The organism is Pseudomonas brenneri (assembly GCF_007858285.1).
Taxonomy (GTDB): Bacteria; Pseudomonadota; Gammaproteobacteria; order Pseudomonadales; family Pseudomonadaceae; genus Aquipseudomonas; species Aquipseudomonas brenneri.
In genome coordinates, this window is the sequence record NZ_VFIL01000005.1 from 454,685 (window position 1) to 473,564 (window position 18,880).

Below are 18,880 nucleotides of genomic sequence, written 5' to 3' on the forward strand. Positions count from 1 at the left end.
CTTTTTTTGCAAAAAAACACCTGTCGGCAGATTTCTTGCGATTAGCCGAAGTTGATCTTACTGTCGTTCTCTTGAGGCATCTGCATGCCTTGCTGTCCCTCGCCACTCATCTGCTTGCTCATAGGGCCTTGATCACCCTCCTCGCCGCCACCACTGCCGCCACTGCCCTGGGATCCGCCTGCGCCACCCGCACCACCCAACAGTTGCGCCAGGAGTTTCTTCAGCGCTTCAGGGTCAATACCGCCCTGCTGTTGACCACCCTCGGCGCCCTTGCCGACCATATTGCCGGAATCACCCATGCCGGCACCGCCGAAGTTGCCAAACCCGCTACCACCACCTACGCCACCAATACTCATAGTGATACTCCACTGAATTAAAGGGTTACTTGTCAGCAACGCTGACAACCCAATCAGTGGTGTCATACAGGATATGGTTCCAAAAACTACCGACCGGCTTACTCCTGCAATTGCGGGGTTTCCTGGCCCATGCAACGCACCGCCTGCTTCTTGTTATTCACCAGCACGCCCGTCAGGCCTTTTTGCTCGGTATCGAACAACACCAGCACACCGTCAACGCACTGCGCCACCTGGGGAGCCGGCATGAGGGAGACTTTATAGTCCTCGCCAGGAACGGTCTTAAGCATGGTGAAGTCGCTGAGCAGCAACGCATCCTCGGGCTTGGCGAAGTGCAGGTAGCCGTAGTACCACAGGCAGCCGACGGTGCCGATGATGGTGCCGATGCCAGTGAGGATCAGGGGGATCATGTTGCGTTCTTCGCTCATTGCGGGCTCTCTGATGATTCAATGTTGGAATTGGGCGCCGCCGGGTAATTGGGAATTTCCCCCAGGCGACGCAAGCCATTGAAATGCTGCGGGTCGTCAAGATAACGCAGCATCACGGTTTGCCAGGTCTTGTCGGCAAAAGTCTGCACATGCCCACCCCGGGTCAGTTGCAGCACCCTGGGTGGCGGCGCAGCTTGATACAGGCGGATGCCGTTGGAAAGCGGCACGATCGGGTCATCCAGACTGTGGAACAGCAGTTTCGGCACGCCAGTCAGCTGTGGCATGGCGTGGATCGCACTGTCGGCGTCCGGTACCAGCCACGACAACGGCACCTGAAACGGCCATGTTAACCAGGAAGTGCTCAGGGCGAATTGCCCTACATCACGATAACTGGCGGGTACACCGTCCAATACCAACGCCTTGAGCCGAGGCTGGCGCTCGGGATGGGCAGCCAGGTAATGCACGGCCAACGCCCCGCCCAGGCTCTGGCCGAGGACTATCAGCGGCTGGCCCTGGGTTGCGGGGGCCTGGTCGAGCCACTGGAAGGCCGCGTCCAGGTCCAGGTAGATGGCCGGCAACGAAGGTTTGCCTTCTGATACGCCATAGCCGCGATAGTCCAGCATCAGCACTTGATAGCCCTGGGCTGGCAGCCACCAACTGCCACCCAGGTGCCCGGCCAGGTTGCCACCGTTGCCGTGCAGGTGCAGCACCGTGCCCTTGAGCGGCACGCCAGGCTTGGCCGGCAGCCACCAGGCCCGCAATTTCAAGCCATCGGCGGTGGTCAGGGTGATGTCGCGGTATTCCAGGCGCGCCTGCTGTGGGGTAAACGGCAGGCCGGGCTCGGGGTAGAACAGCAGCGAGCTGCAGCCGTTGAGGGTCAGGAGCAGGCATAGAATGCCGAGGAGTCTCATCCGTTGAAACCTCGCAAATGGGGTTGGAAATCGACAGGCCGATGAAAATCAAAAGTGGGAGCAAGCCCGCGCCCACATTTTGACTTGGCCTCCTTCAGGGATATTGCTTAGAGGATATTGGAGTAATCCGCCTCGATCCGGTCCAGGCTCAGGTGGTTGAGGAAGTTGGAGAAGCACATCCACGCCGACAGCGCGTTCATATCGCGGAACTGGTCCGGCAGGTATTTGGGCGGGACCACCAGGCCTTCGTCCACCAACTGGCGCAAGGTGCGCATGTCTTCCAGGGTGGTCTTGCCGCAGAACAACAGCGGCACCTGCTCCAGCTTGCCTTTGCGCACGGCCAGTTGGATGTAGTTGTAGACCATGATAAAACCCTTGAGGTAGGACAAATCCTTGGTAAACGGCAGGCCCGTCGGCGTCGAGCCACGGAACACCCGGCTGGCGTTGCCATAGCTCTCGGCCATTTCAAAGCCCTGTTCGCGAAAGAACTCGAACACCTGCAAGAAGTCCGCGCCCTCTTCCACCATATGGATCGCACGGGTGCGATTGGTCAGCTTGCGCAGGCGACTGGGGTAGGAGGCAAAGGTGATGATCTCCATCAGGATCGCCAGGCCTTCCTGAGTCACGGTCGAGGACGGCGGGCCCTTGGACAGGAACGTGCAGATCGGCTGGTTCTGGCCATTGAGCGTGGTGCCGACGTGGACCAGGCCTTCGTGGACTTCCAGGGCCCGCACATCGCGCTCGTTGAACATCGCATCGGCGCGAATCTTGATGTAGTCGGCCCCCGCCGCCGCGTCCGCGACGATACCGTCGGACTCAAATACGCGGATGGTTTCCTCGGCCTCGCCAAACACCTTGTTCAAGCGGCTTTGCAGCAGGCTCACGGCGTCCTTGGCAGTCAGGGTCTTGGCTTCGTCCTTGAGATCGCCACGGCCGTCGATGTTGTTCAGGTAATCGGAAAGCATCAGGCCCAGGTCGGCCAGGGTCGGGTCGCCGGCATGGAATGCATCGGACGCGGCGCCGTAGAGTTCCTGGGAAATCAGGCCGAAGTCCTCGGTGCCACGGGCTTCGAGCATGCGCACCACCATGCGGTACTCCTTGCACATGCGCCGCATGATTTGCCCGACCGGGTTGAACTGGCCCAACTGGCGGGTGATATCGCGCTCGATGTTCTGGAACTCCAGCTTCACCTTGCTCGAATCGAACGACAATGGCCGGTTCAGGTAATAGTCGCGGTCCACCGCCGGCATGTGCTTGCCTTTGCCCTGCAGGAACCCCTTGCGAATGTTGTCGTCCCACTTCACGGCGTCGAGGACGCGAATCGGTGTTTGCGCCAGCACAATGCGATCGGACAAGGTGCGTATCGTCTGCTGGTAATCGTCCACCCGGTGCTTCCTCTTTAAACGTTATTTGCCCACGCGCTGATAGCGCACGGCTTCGACAAACACATCGGCGTTGGCCGGGTCGTCCAGGTAAGCCAGGACCTGATTCATGGGGCTGTCGATCAATGTCCCGTCACCCTCGGCTGTTTCCACGCTGCTGCCAATCAGGATTTTCTGCGCGATGGCCTGGTTGACCGCCTCGGGATCGAGGTTATAGACCACCAGTTCGCGGGCATCATTCAATTCGAAGCCGGCAAGGATAAAATGCCCGCCGAGCTTGTCTGGCAGCGGCGCCGACAGGTACCAGCGGCTACCGTGGCGGGACACGCTGAACTCATACTCATCGCGCTTGACCGGCTCGGCCTGCGAGGTGCTCACCGCCTTGTAGCGATGCTGGCCCGTCCGGCTGATCTGCAGGTCGAGCGGCTCGCCCCAGGCATTGCGGCTGGCCCACTTGCCCAGCAGCGCGTCAGGGGCGGCCTCGCTGGCCGGCAAGGGCTCCTTGAAAGTCACCAAGCAGCCACTGAGCAACAGGAACGACATTGCGATCACCAGTACACGCCAAGCTTTCATCGGATACTCCAGCAATGAGCGATCTTCTGTAGGAGCGAGCTTGCTCGCGAAAAGCCTGAAGGCAACGCGGGGAGTCAGGTTCCCCGCGTCATCGTTAACGCCCTTCGCGAGCAAGCTCGCTCCTACATGGGCAAGTCCATAGTGCTGCAAAAACCTCAGACCGAAGCCAGCACCAAGTGCATGTAGCGCTTGAGAATTTCCAGCATCTCTTCACCGGTCAGCGCCTCAGGCTCGAACAGCAGGCCCTGATATTCCATCCGACTGATAATCGCCGTCAACACTTTGGCATCTTGCTGAGGTTCGCGGGAGCCCAGGACCTGGAAGAACTGGCAAGTGCCCTGCAACAAAATCTGCTGGTGAGAGCGCACCAACTCGCCCAGGCGCGGGTTCAACAAAGCCTCCTGGCGAAACGCCTGTTCGGCCATCAGGTACTCGCGGCGGTTGAGCAGTTGGCGCAGGACGTAATCGGCGGTCAGGCGCGCAATGTCATCAGCCAGTTGCGAGCGCGACTCGGCACTGCCGTCACCGTAGGCCACCATCTCGCGCAACAGGCCCTCGTTGCGCACCCACAACTTGCCCATGAACGCCGCACTGCGTTCCACATACTGGGCAAACGTGTCGGTAAGCAGATCGTCGATGTCCTTGAAATAGTAGGTGGTGGCCGACAACGGCACACCGGCCTCCGCCGCCACTGCCCGATGGCGCACCGCACGCACGCCATCGCGCACGACAATGCGCATGGCCGCGTCGAGAATATCCTGGCGACGCTGTTCACTGCCCTGGCGGCTGGCCTTGCGTCCCTGGTACTGAACACTTTCAGCCACGGCAGCCGCAATGCCAGCGGCGCCTTCTTGAGCCATTACGCGCTTCACGAAAGATCGTCCTCTCACTCAACAATAGTCTGGCGCCGTACGCTTGACGTTAGTACAGGCCACACAAAAAAGCCGCCTTATAAAAGGCGGCTTCGGGATTCGCTAAGGTTACGCTTGCGGCCGCATGTGCGGGAACAAGATCACATCGCGAATCGATGGGGAGTTGGTCAGCAACATCACCAGGCGGTCGATACCAATGCCCTCACCGGCTGTCGGCGGCATGCCGTACTCCAGCGCGCGGACGAAGTCAGCGTCATAGTGCATGGCTTCGTCGTCACCGGCGTCCTTGTCAGCCACCTGGGCCATGAAACGCTCGGCCTGGTCTTCCGCGTCATTCAACTCGGAATAGGCGTTGGCGATTTCGCGACCACCGATAAACAGCTCGAAACGGTCGGTGACGTTCGGGTTGTCATCGTTGCGACGGGCCAGCGGCGAGACTTCGAACGGGTACTGGGTAATGAAGTGCGGCTGTTCCAGCTTGTGCTCCACCAGCTCTTCGAAAATCATCACCTGCAACTTACCCAGGCCTTCGAAGCCCAGGACCTTGGCGCCAGCCTTCTTGGCGATGGCACGGGCCTTGTCGATGTCGTTCAGGTCGTCAGCGGTCAGCTCAGGGTTGTACTTGAGGATCGAGTCGAACACCGATAGGCGCACGAACGGCTCGCCGAAGTGGAACACCTTGTCGCCGTACGGCACGTCGGTGCTGCCCAGGACCAACTGCGCCAGCTCGCGGAACAGTTCTTCGGTCAGGTCCATGTTGTCTTCGTAGTCGGCGTACGCCTGGTAGAACTCCAACATGGTGAATTCTGGGTTGTGGCGGGTCGAGACACCTTCGTTACGGAAGTTGCGGTTGATCTCGAACACCTTTTCAAAGCCACCAACCACCAGGCGCTTGAGGTACAACTCCGGCGCGATACGCAGGAACATTTCCAAGTCCAGTGCGTTGTGGTGGGTTTCGAATGGCTTGGCTGCAGCGCCACCCGGAATGGTCTGCAACATCGGGGTTTCGACTTCAAGGAAGTCGCGCGCCATCAGGAAGCTGCGGATGTGCGCGATCACTTGCGAACGCACGCGGAAAGTCTGGCGCACTTCTTCGTTGACGATCAGGTCGACGTAGCGCTGGCGATAGCGCTGCTCGGTGTCGGTCAGGCCGTGGTGCTTGTCCGGCAGCGGGCGCAGCGACTTGGTCAGCAGGCGCACGTTGGTCATTTCCACGTACAGGTCGCCCTTGCCGGAACGGGCCAGGGTGCCTTCGGCGGCAATGATGTCGCCCATGTCCCAGGTTTTCACCGAGGCCAGGGTTTCTTCCGAGAGGGTCTTGCGGTTGACGTAGACCTGGATGCGCCCGGTCATGTCCTGGATCACCATGAACGAGCCACGGTTGAGCATGATGCGACCTGCCACCTTGACCGGGATCGCAGCTTCTGCCAGCTCTTCCTTGGTCTTGTCCGCATATTGCTTCTGCAAGGCATCGCAGTAGTTTTCGCGGCGGAAGTCGTTGGGGAAGGCGTTACCCTTGGCGCGCTCGGCAGCAAGCTTTTCCTTGCGCAGGGCGATCAGGGAGTTTTCTTCCTGTTGCAGGGCTTGCGGATCGAGTTGTTGGTCGCTCATGTCTTTAAATATTCCATCTGGTTCGTTGTCCCCGGCCTGCGGCCGGGGATCGCGGGCAAGCCCGCTCCCACAGGGGTCGAGGAGTGTCAGCCAATCCCGCGTTGCATGTATTACAGGCCTGATTTCAGGCTGGCTTCCAGGTATTCGTCGATGTCACCGTCGAGCACCTTGTCGCAATCGCTGCGTTCGATGTTAGTGCGCAGATCCTTGATCCGCGAGGCATCAAGCACATACGAACGGATCTGGTGACCCCAGCCGATATCCGACTTGGTGTCTTCCAGCGCCTGGGACGCGGCATTGCGTTTCTGCATTTCCTGCTCGTACAACTTGGCCCGCAGCATTTTCATGGCGGTGTCCTTGTTGGCGTGCTGGGAACGTTCGTTCTGGCAGCTGACCACGGTGTTGGTCGGTACGTGGGTGATACGTACGGCCGAGTCGGTGGTGTTTACGTGCTGGCCACCGGCACCGGAGGAGCGGTAGGTGTCGATGCGCAGGTCGGCCGGGTTGATCTCGATTTCCACCTTGTCGTCGATCTCTGGCGAGACGAACACGGCACAGAACGAGGTGTGGCGACGGTTGCCGGAATCGAACGGGCTCTTGCGCACCAGGCGGTGTACGCCGATCTCGGTGCGCAGCCAGCCAAAGGCGTATTCACCCTTGATATGCACGGTCGCGCCCTTGATACCGGCGACTTCACCGGCCGACAGCTCCATGATGGTTGCTTCGAAACCGCGCTTGTCAGCCCAGCGCAGGTACATGCGCAGCAGGATGTTGGCCCAGTCCTGGGCTTCGGTGCCACCGGAACCAGCCTGGATATCCAGGTAGGCGTTGTTCGGGTCCATTTCGTGGCTGAACATGCGGCGGAATTCAAGCTTGGCGAGGTTTTCCTCAAGACGGGCCAGCTCGGCGACGACATCGCCCACTGCGCCTTCGTCGTTTTCTTCGACGGCCATGTCCAGCAGGTCGCGGCAATCGCCCAGACCAGTGTTCAATTCGTCGAGGGTATCCACGATCTGCGCCAGCGCAGCGCGCTCGCGGCCCAGTTCCTGGGCGTATTCAGGTTTGTTCCAGACAGCCGGATCTTCAAGCTCGCGATTGACTTCGGTCAGACGCTCATGCTTTTGATCGTAGTCAAAGATACCCCCGAATAGTTTCGGAGCGCTCGGACAGGTCCTTGATGGTGTTAAGGATCGGGTTGATTTCCATGGCGGGCAGCACTCGTTGGCGAACTTTTGAAAGCCGGCGAGTATAACGGCAAAAGGCCGAAAACGGCAGTCCGCTTGGCCGAAAAGGCGGGGTTTGTGCGATATCCACAGCCCGATAAAGAGCAAATGTGGGAGCTGGCTTGCCTGCGATGCAGACGCCTTGGTGTATCAAGTAGACCGAGGAGACGCCATCGCAGGCAAGCCAGCTCCTACATTGGGTTGGCGGTGTTCTGTGGGTTATTCAATCCCCACCTGGTTGCGCCCATTATGCTTGGCCAGGTACAACCCCTTGTCCGCCGCCGAGATCAACTGCCGACAATCGGTCCCCAGCAGTGGCGTCATGGTCGCCAAACCAATGCTGATGGTCAGACTCGCACCATCGGCCGGGGCTATGTGCGGGATCTTCAGTGCCGCGACGGCCTGGCGCAGTTTCTCGGCCACCAGTCGCGCACCGCCAGGCGAAGTATTGGGCAGCACCAGGGCAAACTCCTCGCCCCCGTAGCGCGCCGGCAGGTCAGAAGGACGGCTGCTGGCATCGCGAATGGTCGCCGCTACCTTGCGCAATGCTTCGTCACCTTCCAGGTGGCCAAAGCTGTCGTTGTAGGTCTTGAAGAAGTCCACGTCGATCATCAGCAACGACAACTGGGTCTGGTCACGCATGGCGCGCCGCCATTCCAGCTCCAGGTACTCGTCGAAGTGCCGGCGGTTGGACAACCCGGTCAAACCGTCGGAATTCATCAAGCGTTGCAGCACCAGATTGGTGTCCAGCAACTGTTGCTGGCTGACCCGCAGCGCGCGATAGGCCGCGTCCCGCTGCAGCAGGGTCATGTACGAGCGCGAGTGGTAGCGGATGCGCGCCACCAGCTCGATATTGTCTGGCAGCTTGACCAGGTAGTCATTGGCCCCGGCGGCAAACGCGGCACTCTTGATCAGCGGGTCTTCCTTGGTGGAAAGCACGATGATCGGGATGTTCTGGGTCGCCGGGTGGTTGCGGTATTCACGCACCAGGGTCAGGCCGTCCAGCCCGGGCATGACCAGGTCCTGCAGGATCACCGTCGGCTTGATGCGGATCGCCTGGGAGATGGCCTGGTGGGGATCGGCACAAAAGTGGAAGTCGATATTCTCCTCATGGGCCAGACCGCGCCGCACGGCTTCGCCGATCATCGCCTGGTCGTCGACCAGCAACACCATGGCGGCGTTTTCATCGGTTTTGAAGTCGTCGAGCTGTAAATCATTCATTTGCGGTCACCTGAATTACTACGTGCAGGCCAGGACAGCGAGTTATATCGGTCATTTTGCGAATACCTCCAGCAATCGTGGCGCAATTCTGTCCAATGGGCGAATCTCAACAGCGGCATCAATCGCCGCCGCCGCTTTGGGCATGCCGTAAACTGCACAGCTCTGCTGATCCTGAGCGATGGTCAGATAGCCCTGCTGACGCATCAATTTGAGTCCCTGGGCTCCGTCGCGTCCCATGCCGGTCAGCAATACGCCGACGGCATCGCCGTTCCAGTGGCTGGCGACGCTCTCGAAAAACACGTCGATGGACGGCCGATAAATCTCGTTCACGGGCTCCGCCGTGTAGGCCAGCGTGCCGTTTTTCAGCAGCCGGATATGATGATTGGTGCCGGCCAGCAATACCACGCCGCTTTGTGGTGGTTCTCCCTCGCGCGCCAGACGCACCGGCAGGCCCGAGGCGCTGCTCAGCCACTCGGCCATGCCGGCGGCGAACACCTGATCCACATGCTGCACCAGCACAATGGCTGCCGCAAAGTCCCGAGGCAAGCCCTTGAGGAGGATTTCCAGCGCCGCCGGACCACCTGCCGAAGAGCCAATGGCCACCAGGCTGCGGCGCTTGCCCGTACTTCGCGGATGCACCGGTTCGGCCCGCACCCGGCTGCCGCGCTGGCCAATCAGCCAGCCAATGTTGAGGATCTTGCGCAGCAAGGGCGCTGCCGCCTCCTTGGCATCACCAACGCCCAGCGCCGGGGTGTCCACCACATCCAGCGCGCCATGCCCCATGGCTTCGAACACGCGGCTGACATTCTGCTGGCGATCCACGGTAACGATAACAATAGCGCATGGCGTCTCGGCCATGATCTGCCGGGTCGCCTCCACACCATCCATCACCGGCATGATCAGGTCCATCAGGATCAGATCCGGGGTCAACTCGGCGCAGCGTTGCACGGCTTCCAGGCCATTGGTGGCAACCCACACCACTTCATGGGCCGGCTCGAAGCTCAAGGCCCGACGCAGAGCCTCGACCGCCAGAGGCATGTCATTGACGATGGCGATCTTCATGCCCGGGCGCCTCCAATCAACTCCACCACTGCGTCCAGCAGGGCATCGTCATGGAAGCTGGCCTTGGCCAGGTAATAATCGGCACCGGCATCCAGGCCACGACGCCGATCTTCTTCACGATCCTTGTAGGACACCACCATCACCGGCAGCGATTGCAGGCGAGTGTCACGGCGCAACAGTGTGACCAATTCAATACCGTCCATGCGAGGCATATCAATGTCAGTAATCAGCAGGTCGAAGTCTTCGGAACGCAGAGCATTCCAGCCATCCATGCCATCGACGGCGACCGCTACGTCATATCCACGGTTAAGTAATAGCTTGCGCTGCAATTCGCGCACGGTCAGCGAGTCATCTACCACCAGAATGCGCTTGCGCGCGGCCTCGACGGTTTGCTGGGCGCGCCGGGCAATGCGCTCCAGGCGACCGGTGTTGAGCAACTTGTCCACCGAACGCAGCATGTCCTCGACATCGACGATCAACACCACCGAGCCGTCATCGAGCAGCGCACCGGCAGAAATGTCCTGCACCTTGCCCAGGCGATCGTCCAGCGGCAGCACCACCAGCGTGCGCTCACCGATAAACCGCTCCACGGCAATCCCGTACACCGCATCCCGCTCGCGGATCACCACGACCTTGAGGGTGTCCTGACTATTTTGCCCTGGCGGGCGCTGCAACAACTGGCTGGCTGCGACCAGACCGACATGCCGGCCCTCGTGCCAAAAATGCTGGCGGCCTTCCAATTGCACGATTTCGTCGGGTTCCAGGTCACACATGCGCTCTATATGGGCCAGGGGAAAGGCGTAGGCTTCTTCGCCGACTTCAACCACCAGGCTGCGCACTACCGACAAGGTCAGTGGTACTTCCAGGTGAAAGCGGCTGCCCTGCCCCGCCGTCTGCTCCAGCACCACTGCACCGCGCAATTGGCGGACCATGTGCTGCACCGCATCCAGGCCGACGCCGCGTCCGGAGACCTCAGTAACCTTGTCGCGCAGGCTGAAGCCCGGCAGGAACAGGAACGTCAACAGTTCCTCTTCGCTCAAGCGCAAGGCTGTTTCCAGCGGCGAGAGGTTGCGTTCGACAATACTGGCGCGCAGGCGTTCCAGGTCGACACCGTTGCCGTCATCGCTCAACTCCAGCACCAGCAGACCCGCCTGGTGCGAGGCGCGCAGGCGGATCAGGCCCTCGGCCGGCTTGCCCGCCAGCAGGCGCTGCTCGGGCATCTCGATGCCGTGATCGACGGCATTGCGCAACAAATGGGTCAGCGGCGCTTCAAGTTTTTCCAGTACATCGCGGTCAACCTGGGTCTTCTCGCCCTCGATTTCCAGACGCACTTGCTTGCCCAGGCTGCGGCCCAGGTCGCGCACCATACGCACCTGCCCCGCCAGCACATCGGCAAACGGCCGCATCCGGCACGCCAGCGCCGTGTCATACAGCACCTGGGCGCGTTGCCCGGCCTGCCAGCCGAACTCATCGAGCTCGGCGGTCTTTTCTGCCAGCAGCAACTGCGCTTCGCTCAGCAGGCGGCGGGCGTCGGCCAGGGCTTCCTGGGCTTCGAGGTTCAAGTCGAGGGTCTTGAGCTGCCCATCGAGGTTATCCAGGGCCCGGGCGCCGTTGCTTTGGATACGCTTGAGGCGTTGCAGGCTGGACAGGTACGGCTTGAGCCGCTGGGTTTCCACCAGGGATTTGCTGGACAGGTCCAACAGACTGTTCAAGCGCTCGGCCGTGACCCGCAAGACGCGCTCGCCACCTTCGGTCATGTGTTTGCTCTGGCGTGGCGCATCACTGTGGATGGGCGCAGCAGCCTCCGGCTCCAGGGGCAGTAACAGCGATTCCTCAAGGGACGGCAGCGGTTGCGGAATAGGTGCGGGCGCAGGCACAACCTTGGCGGTCGGCTGTGACGGATCGAGCAAGCGCTCCATCAGCGCCACATACGCCTCGATATCGGCCGGGCCCACGGTATTGCCCGGCGTGGCGATGCGCATCAGCAGGTCAGTGCCCTGCAACAATGCGTCGATATGTTCGGGTTGCAGGTAGAGCCGGCTCTCCTGGGCGCTGACCAGGCAGTCTTCCATCACGTGGGCCACGCTGACGCCAGCGTCGACCCCGACAATCCGCGCCGCGCCCTTGAGCGAATGTGCCGCACGCATGCAGGCTTCAAGCTGATCGGCCTGGGTCGGGTTGCGTTCCAGGGCCAGCAGGCCGGCGCTGAGCACCTGGGTCTGGGCATCGGCTTCCAGGCTGAACAGCTCCAGCAGCGAGGCATCGCGCATCTGGTCGGGGGTCATGTGAGGCTCCGGGTCACGGCAGACAACAGTTGCGCCTCGTCCAGCCAGCGCAGGCTGCGGCCCTTGAACTGCAACACGCCCTGGGTGTAGCGCGCACTGGCCTGGGTACCGGAGGCAGACGCCGCGCTGAGGGTGCGCTCATCAATGGCATGGATGCCATCCACTTCATCCACCGGCACCACCACCGGCCCATCCTGCGCAGCGATGATCAACATGCGCGGCATGATCCGCCCGCCACTGGGGCCGCCGGCGGTGCTGTCGAGCCCGAGCAACTCCACCAGGGACAAGCAAGCCACCAGTGCTCCGCGCACATTGGCAACCCCGAGCAGCGCCCGGGAGCGCTGGTGGGGCAAGGAATGGATCGGCTGCAACGGCGCCACTTCCACCAGGCAACGGGTGGCGATGCCCAGCCACTCCTCGCCCAGGCGGAACATCAGCAATGAACGGGTGGCGATCTCATCGTCGGCTTCTGTGCTGGCGTTGGGGTGACGGTCTTCCTGCTGCAAGGCGTAACGATCCAGCAGGCGAGTGGCCGCTGCGGAATACACCGCACAGTTGCGGCAGTGGATATGCTCGGCCAGCAACGGGCAGGATTTATCGCCATGGATCCCAATGCGGTTCCAGCAATCGTCGATGGCCTGGGTATCGGCTACCGTCAGGTCCAGGTCGGTGTCCGGGGATGCGGAGCTACTCATCGTTTACGCTCACTGTCAGCGGCTCGCTCGCTACGGGCGGCACGGGCTTGCAAGCGCCGTGCCCCCGCCGTATCGCCCTGGGACTCCAGCAACGCGGCCAGGTGCATCAAGGCCTGCGGATGCTGGGGTTCCAGGTACAAGGCTTTTCGATAATACCCCTGGGCTTCCAGGGCGCTACCCGCCACATCACTGAGCAAGCCCAGCCAGTAGAACACCTGGGCCGCCGGTGGATGGTTCTGCAGGTAGCGCTCGCAGGCAGCACGGGCCTCAAGGCTTTTGCCTTCATTGGCCAGGGTCGCGATCTGACCAAGCAGATCGGCGGCATCCGAGTGCTCGGGCGCAGGCTTGATCGGTACCACCGGCGCCGCGAATGCACTGAACGGTCGGGGTTTGGTGGGGATCGGTGCAGCACTGCGCTGGGGTACCGGAGGCGGTATTGGGGCAAAGACCGGCTCAGGCGCGACTTCGGCATGACGACTGAAGGCAAACGACTGCGGCACACCAATCGAGCGCATGCCCAGGCGCCCCAGCAGGCTGCCTTCGGCTGGGCCGATAAACAGCACACCCTCAACGTGAGTCAGGCCCTTGAGCACTTCAAACACCTGCTTCTGGGTTGGCTGATCGAAGTAGATCAACAGGTTGCGGCAAAACACGAAATCATAGGTCGGCTCATTGGCCAGCAATTGCGGGTCCAGCAGGTTACCCACTTGCAGCCGCACCTGTTCACGCACCCGGTCGGCGACGTGGTAGCCGTCCTCCTCAGCGCAAAAGTGCCGCTCACGAAACTCAAGGTCCTGGCCACGAAAGGAATTCTTGCCATACACCCCGCGCCGCGCCCGCTCCACCGACAGGGGGCTGACGTCCATGCCTTGCACCTTGAACTGGTGTGGCGAAAGGCCCGCATCGAGCAGGGCCATGGCGATGGAATAGGGTTCCTCACCGGTAGAGCACGGCAGGCTGAGAATGCGCAAGGCGCGCATGTGCTTGATCTCGCCCAGCCGCGTCACCGCCAGCCGCGCCAGGGTGGCAAAGGACTCGGGATAACGGAAAAACCAGGTCTCGGGGACGATGACCGCTTCGATCAGCGCCTGCTGTTCCTCACCGCTGGTTTGCAGGCGCTGCCAGTACTGATCGGCACTCAGCCCCTGCAACGCCTGGCTGCGCTGGCGCACGGCACGCTCGATAATCGCTTCGCCCACCGAGGCGACGTCCAGGCCGATGCGCTCCTTGAGGAAGTCGAAAAAACGTTGGTCATTGCTCATCTCGCCTCCCCAACGCTCAGGTCGGGGGCAAACAGCAAGGCGCGGACCTCGGCGGTGAGCAAGTCACCCACCCCGATCCACTGCATCAGCCCCCGTTCGTCTTCGCGCACCGGCCCCAGGTAGGGCGCCTGGCGATTATCCAGGCCATAGGCCTGGAAATCCGCCGGATCGCAGCGCAGGGTGTCAGTGGCCTGTTCGAGGATCAGCCCCAGCCAACGCGACTCCAGCCAGGTTTCAGGCTGATAGTTGACCAGCACCAGCCGCGTACTGGTGCGGGCCTGGGCCAGCGTGCCAAAGGTCAGGGCGCTGAGGTCGATCACCGGCACCATGTTGCCGCGATGGGCAAAGATCCCGGCGACCCACATCGGCGCATGGGCGATGGGCTTGAGCGGCAGGCGCGGCAACACCTCGGCCACTTCCGTGGCCTTGAGGGCGTAGCGCTCGCTGCCGATATGAAACACCAGGAACAAGGCTTTTTTGGCTGCCGTCACGGCGCCGCGTTTCGCCGCTGGATCACTCATCAGACTTTGAAACGCGACACGCCGCTGCGCAGACCGACCGCAACCTGGCTCAATTCATCAATGGCAAAGCTGGCCTGGCGCAGGGACTCCACGGTCTGGCTGCTGGCATCGCCCAACTGCACCAGCGCATGGTTGATCTGCTCGGCACCGGTAGCCTGGGCCTGCATGCCCTCGTTGACCATCAGCACGCGCGGCGCCAGGGCCTGCACCTGGTGGATGATCTGCGACAGTTGCTCGCCCACTTGCTGCACTTCGAACATGCCGCGACGCACTTCTTCGGAGAATTTGTCCATGCCCATCACGCCGGCCGATACCGCCGACTGGATCTCGCGCACCATCTGTTCGATGTCATAGGTCGCCACGGCGGTCTGGTCGGCCAGGCGCCGCACTTCAGTGGCAACCACGGCAAAGCCGCGTCCATATTCACCGGCCTTCTCGGCCTCGATGGCGGCGTTGAGGGACAGCAGGTTGGTCTGGTCGGCCACTTTGACGATGGTCACCACCACTTGGTTGATGTTGCCGGCCTTCTCATTGAGGATCGCCAGCTTGGCATTGACCAGATCGGCGGCGCCCATCACCGAGTGCATGGTTTCTTCCATGCGGGCCAGGCCTTGCTGGCCGGAACCGGCGGCAACCGAGGCCTGGTCGGCGGCGGTGGACACTTCGGTCATGGTGCGCACCAGGTCCTTGGACGTGGCGGCGATTTCCCGCGAAGTGGCGCCGATTTCGGTGGTGGTGGCCGCCGTTTCGGTGGCGGTCGCCTGTTGCTGCTTGGAGGTGGCGGCAATTTCGGTCACCGAGGTGGTGACCTGCACCGACGAACGCTGGGCCTGGGATACCAGGGCAGTCAGCTCGGTCATCATGTCGTTGAAGCCGGTCTCGACCGCGCCGAATTCGTCCTTGCGCTCCAGGTTCAGACGCTTGCTCAGGTCGCCGGTGCGCATGGTTTCGAGGATATCGACGATGCGTTTCATCGGCGCCATGATTGCGCGCATCAGCAGCAGCCCGCACAGGGCGGCGGCGAGGACTGCCAGGAGCAGCGAAACGCCCATGCTGATTTTCGCCGCAGCCACGGCGTCATCGATGGCGGCGGTGGCTTCATCCGCGACCTTTTTGTTCTCGTTGATGATGTCGTTGAGCTTCAAGCGCCCTGCGGTCCAGGCCGGGGTCAGTTGCTCGTCGAACATCTTGACGGCCTCGGTTTCCTTATTGGCCATGTGCAATTCCAGCACCTGGGCCAGCACCTTGTTGTAGTTCTGGTGCAGGGCTTCGAAGGTATCGAACTCGGTGCGATCCTGATCGAGATTGATCGTACTGGCATAACTGGCCATGTGCTGCTCAAGGCGCTGCTCAAACGACTTGTATTCCTGCTTGTCGGCGTCAGAAACCCCCAGGTGCTCACGCAACCCGATCAGTTCCTGAGTCTGCAGGTAGCTGTCGACCCAGGCGCTGCGGATCATCGAACTGAAAAACACCCCTGGCACTGCGTCGTCGCGCACCTGGTTTTCACTCGCTTCAATCTTCAGCAACCGTGAGTACGAGACCACAACCATCAGCAGCATGATGGCGATAATGACCGCAAAGCTCGCCAAGATGCGTTGGCGCAAGGTCCAGTTCTTCACAGTATTTCCTCAAGGGCCGATCAAATGCCGAGGAGTATAGCTGAGGCAGTGCCATCATTTATCAATGGGTTGTGGGCCAGTTCTCAAGGAATACAAAAACACCCCGCAGCGCAGGCGCATACGGGGTGTCGGTAGAGCATGCTGCCGTTCACACGGTGGCTTGGCGCACCTGTTTTTCCAACTCGGCCTTGAGGCCGGGTTCCAGCTTGAGTTGACGGGCCAGCTCGTCGAGGTAGGACTTCTCCATGAAGTTCTCTTCGTCCACCAGCATGACGCTGGCGATGTACATTTCGGCGGCCATTTCCGGCGTGCTCGCGGCGCGGGCCACATCCGTGGGGTCCAGGGGTTTGTTAAGTTCGGCATGCAGCCAGTGCTGCAGTTCCTGGTCATTGTCCAGCTTGACGAACTCACCTTCGATCAAGGCGCGCTCGCGCTCGTCCACATGACCATCGGCCTTGGCGGCAGCCACCAGGGCCTTGAGGATGGCCTGGCTATGCAGCTCGACCTGGGCCGGTGGCAGGCGGTCGAGGGTCTGTGGCTCGCCTTTTGGCGCGCCGGCCTGCTGGGCCTGCCAATTGCCATAGGCCTTGTAGGCAATCACGCCTAACGCAGCAAGACCACCATAGGTGAGGGCTTTACCGCCAAACTTGCGGGCTTTTTTATTGCCCAGCAACAAGCCCATGGCCCCGGCGGCCAATGCCCCGCCACCCGCGCCGCCCAACAGGCTGCCAAGGCCGCCACCACCGAGCAGGCCGCCGAGTGCACCTTTATCATCGCCTTTACGTTGACCGCCAGCCTTGTTTTGCAGCATGTCCTGGCCGGACTTGAGCAACTGATCAAGCAATCCACGGGTATTCATTCATAGCCTCCAGAGACTTGGGTTCATAGGATCAATAGGCTCTCAGCGTAAAACTAAGTGCCAATATTCCTGGATATAGAGTGCTTCCAGATGTAACTCAACTGGGGTTGGGGTTGGGTACATATCCCCCTTTACCCCCCTGCTGACACGTCTTGTTTCATATGCAACGCCATCATCCCGCTATCAATCAATTTTCCTTCCCCATCGAACCCCTTAAGCTATCGGGTATCTGTTTAAAGTCCGCTGCGTTTGGCCGAAGGCATGTCCGAACCGTTATTTCTGATCCAGCACGCGCCAGGAACGGCACGGGATTGCTCACCACAGGTTGTATTTATGCACCGCAGGAATTTGCTCAAAGCGTCCATGGCCATCGCGGCCTACACCGGGCTGTCGGCCAGTGGTCTGTTGGCCGCCCAGGCCTGGGCCGGTAATCGTGCAGCCGATGGCGACGCCAAGGCGTTCGACTTCGATTGGCTGAAGAGCCAGGCCAAGCAACTGTCCGGCAAACAGTATCAGGACACCAAGCAGGTACTGCCGCCCACCCTGGCGACCATGACCCCGCAAAATTTCAATGCCATCGGCTACGACGGTAATCATTCGCTGTGGAAAGACCTCAAAGGCCAGTTGGACGTGCAGTTTTTCCACGTCGGCATGGGCTTCAAGACCCCGGTGCGCATGCACAGTGTCGACCCCAAGACCCGCCAGGCGCGGGAGGTGCATTTTCGCCCGTCGCTGTTCAACTATGAAAAAACCACAGTCAATACCCAGCAGCTCAAGGGCGACCTGGGTTTTTCCGGTTTCAAGCTGTTCAAGGCCCCGGAGCTGGATCGTCACGATGTGGTGTCTTTCCTTGGCGCCAGTTATTTCCGCGCGGTGGATAACACCGGCCAGTACGGCCTTTCGGCCCGCGGCCTGGCCATCGACACCTACGCCAACAAACGCGAAGAGTTCCCCGATTTCACCCAGTTCTGGTTCGAGACGCCGGACAAGGACAGCACCCGTTTCGTGGTCTACGCCCTGCTCGACTCGCCCAGCGCCACCGGCGCTTACCGCTTCGACATCGACTGCCAGGCCACGCAGGTGGTGATGGCCATCGACGCCCATATCAATGCGCGTACCGCTATCCAGCAGATGGGCATCGCGCCGATGACCAGCATGTTCAGTTGCGGCACCCATGAACGGCGCATGTGCGACACCATCCACCCACAGATCCACGACTCCGACCGCCTGGCGATGTGGCGTGGCAACGGTGAGTGGATCTGCCGCCCGCTGAACAACCCGGCAAAGCTGCAATTCAATGCCTTCGCCGATAAAGACCCGAAAGGTTTCGGCCTGGTGCAGACCGACCATGAATTCGCCAGTTACCAGGACACCGTCGACTGGTACAGCAAGCGCCCGAGCCTGTGGGTAGAACCGACCACCGCGTGGGGTGAAGGCTCTGTCGACCTGTTGGAAATCCCTACCACCGGCGAGACCATGGACAACATCGTCGCCTTCTGGACCCCAAAGAAACCGGTGGCCGCCGGCGACTCCCTGACCTTTGGCTACAAGCTCTACTGGAGCGCCCTGCCCCCGGTCAGCACGCCGCTGGCACAGGTCAATGCCACCCGTTCCGGCATGGGCGGTTTTACCGAAGGCTGGGCGCCGGGCGAGCATTACCCGCCGGTCTGGGCCCGCCGTTTTGCCGTGGATTTCAAGGGTGGTGGCCTCGACCGCCTGCCCGCAGGCACCGGGATCGAGCCGGTGGTCACCTGTTCCCATGGTGAAGTGAAAGACTTCAGCGTGCTGGTACTCGACGACATCAAGGGCTATCGCATTCTCTTTGACTGGTACCCGACCAGCGACAGCGTGGAGCCGGTGGAAATGCGCCTGTTCATTCGCAGCAATGACCGGACCTTGAGTGAAACCTGGTTGTACCAGTACTTCCCGCCAGCCGCGGACAAGCGCAAGTACACCTGATGCATGCGTTCCCACGCTGGTTACGGCGTGGGAACGCCCCA

At 61.2% G+C, this 18,880-nt stretch carries 17 protein-coding genes; 1 reads left to right on the top strand and 16 read right to left on the bottom strand.

The window, feature by feature from the left end:
- Positions 1 to 41: 41 nt before the first annotated feature.
- The 16 genes from FJD34_RS13905 to FJD34_RS13980 all read right to left on the bottom strand — a co-directional run bounded on the left by FJD34_RS13905 (position 42) and on the right by FJD34_RS13980 (position 16,880).
- Positions 42 to 356 carry a hypothetical protein gene (locus FJD34_RS13905; protein WP_050593310.1) on the bottom strand — a complete coding sequence of 105 codons (315 nt, stop codon included), beginning with the start codon at positions 354 to 356 and terminating at the stop codon, positions 42 to 44.
- A gap of 98 nt (positions 357 to 454) precedes the next feature.
- Positions 455 to 781 (bottom strand): hypothetical protein, encoded by a 327-nt coding sequence (locus FJD34_RS13910; RefSeq protein ID WP_090290567.1) that lies wholly within the window; start codon positions 779 to 781, stop codon positions 455 to 457.
- Positions 778 to 1,692: an alpha/beta hydrolase gene (locus tag FJD34_RS13915; RefSeq protein ID WP_032858204.1), complete on the bottom strand. Its 915-nt coding sequence runs from the start codon at positions 1,690 to 1,692 to the stop codon at positions 778 to 780. Before FJD34_RS13915 ends, FJD34_RS13910 begins: the two co-directional genes overlap by 4 nt.
- 107 nt (positions 1,693 to 1,799) lie before the next feature.
- The gene (locus FJD34_RS13920; protein ID WP_029300170.1) at positions 1,800 to 3,077 is read right to left on the bottom strand and encodes a flavohemoglobin expression-modulating QEGLA motif protein; all 1,278 of its coding nucleotides are present in this window, start codon (positions 3,075 to 3,077) and stop codon (positions 1,800 to 1,802) included.
- Between the two features lie 21 nt (positions 3,078 to 3,098).
- On the bottom strand, positions 3,099 to 3,647 hold the full coding sequence (locus FJD34_RS13925; protein ID WP_065943332.1) for a hypothetical protein: 549 nt from the start codon (positions 3,645 to 3,647) through the stop codon (positions 3,099 to 3,101).
- Positions 3,648 to 3,802: 155 nt separating this feature from the next.
- Entirely contained in the window at positions 3,803 to 4,519 is a 717-nt protein-coding gene (locus FJD34_RS13930) for a TetR/AcrR family transcriptional regulator (RefSeq protein ID WP_029300174.1), read from the bottom strand.
- 108 nt (positions 4,520 to 4,627) lie between these two features.
- The gene (lysS, locus tag FJD34_RS13935; protein ID WP_032858210.1) at positions 4,628 to 6,130 is read right to left on the bottom strand and encodes a lysine--tRNA ligase; all 1,503 of its coding nucleotides are present in this window, start codon (positions 6,128 to 6,130) and stop codon (positions 4,628 to 4,630) included.
- A 110-nt stretch (positions 6,131 to 6,240) separates the two neighbouring features.
- Positions 6,241 to 7,336 (bottom strand): peptide chain release factor 2 gene (prfB, locus tag FJD34_RS13940; RefSeq protein ID WP_139115691.1). Its coding sequence is split into 2 segments (ribosomal slippage): positions 6,241 to 7,263 and positions 7,265 to 7,336, totalling 1,095 coding nucleotides; the frame shifts between segments, so codons are not numbered across the junction.
- Between the two features lie 236 nt (positions 7,337 to 7,572).
- Positions 7,573 to 8,574, bottom strand: coding sequence for a diguanylate cyclase domain-containing protein (locus tag FJD34_RS13945; RefSeq protein WP_032858211.1), 1,002 nt, complete (start codon positions 8,572 to 8,574; stop codon positions 7,573 to 7,575).
- Between the two features lie 51 nt (positions 8,575 to 8,625).
- Positions 8,626 to 9,636 (bottom strand): chemotaxis response regulator protein-glutamate methylesterase, encoded by a 1,011-nt coding sequence (cheB, locus tag FJD34_RS13950; RefSeq protein WP_032858213.1) that lies wholly within the window; start codon positions 9,634 to 9,636, stop codon positions 8,626 to 8,628.
- A complete protein-coding gene (locus FJD34_RS13955) occupies positions 9,633 to 11,921 on the bottom strand; it encodes a hybrid sensor histidine kinase/response regulator (protein WP_032858214.1) in 2,289 nt (762 codons plus the stop codon). The genes cheB and FJD34_RS13955 overlap by 4 nt, the downstream gene beginning before the upstream one ends.
- Positions 11,918 to 12,616 (bottom strand): chemotaxis protein CheW, encoded by a 699-nt coding sequence (locus tag FJD34_RS13960; RefSeq protein ID WP_032858216.1) that lies wholly within the window; start codon positions 12,614 to 12,616, stop codon positions 11,918 to 11,920. Before FJD34_RS13960 ends, FJD34_RS13955 begins: the two co-directional genes overlap by 4 nt.
- Positions 12,613 to 13,878 (bottom strand): CheR family methyltransferase, encoded by a 1,266-nt coding sequence (locus FJD34_RS13965; protein WP_032858217.1) that lies wholly within the window; start codon positions 13,876 to 13,878, stop codon positions 12,613 to 12,615. The genes FJD34_RS13960 and FJD34_RS13965 overlap by 4 nt, the downstream gene beginning before the upstream one ends.
- On the bottom strand, positions 13,875 to 14,399 hold the full coding sequence (locus FJD34_RS13970) for a chemotaxis protein CheW (RefSeq protein WP_032858218.1): 525 nt from the start codon (positions 14,397 to 14,399) through the stop codon (positions 13,875 to 13,877). The genes FJD34_RS13965 and FJD34_RS13970 overlap by 4 nt, the downstream gene beginning before the upstream one ends.
- Positions 14,399 to 16,021: a methyl-accepting chemotaxis protein gene (locus FJD34_RS13975; protein ID WP_065943331.1), complete on the bottom strand. Its 1,623-nt coding sequence runs from the start codon at positions 16,019 to 16,021 to the stop codon at positions 14,399 to 14,401. The genes FJD34_RS13970 and FJD34_RS13975 overlap by 1 nt, the downstream gene beginning before the upstream one ends.
- A gap of 148 nt (positions 16,022 to 16,169) precedes the next feature.
- Positions 16,170 to 16,880: a tellurite resistance TerB family protein gene (locus FJD34_RS13980; RefSeq protein WP_032858220.1), complete on the bottom strand. Its 711-nt coding sequence runs from the start codon at positions 16,878 to 16,880 to the stop codon at positions 16,170 to 16,172.
- A gap of 333 nt (positions 16,881 to 17,213) precedes the next feature.
- Here FJD34_RS13980 and FJD34_RS13985 point away from each other — a divergent pair, with 333 nt between their 5' ends.
- Positions 17,214 to 18,839 (top strand): glucan biosynthesis protein D, encoded by a 1,626-nt coding sequence (locus tag FJD34_RS13985; protein WP_090290566.1) that lies wholly within the window; start codon positions 17,214 to 17,216, stop codon positions 18,837 to 18,839.
- The last annotated feature ends 41 nt before the right edge of the window (positions 18,840 to 18,880 follow it).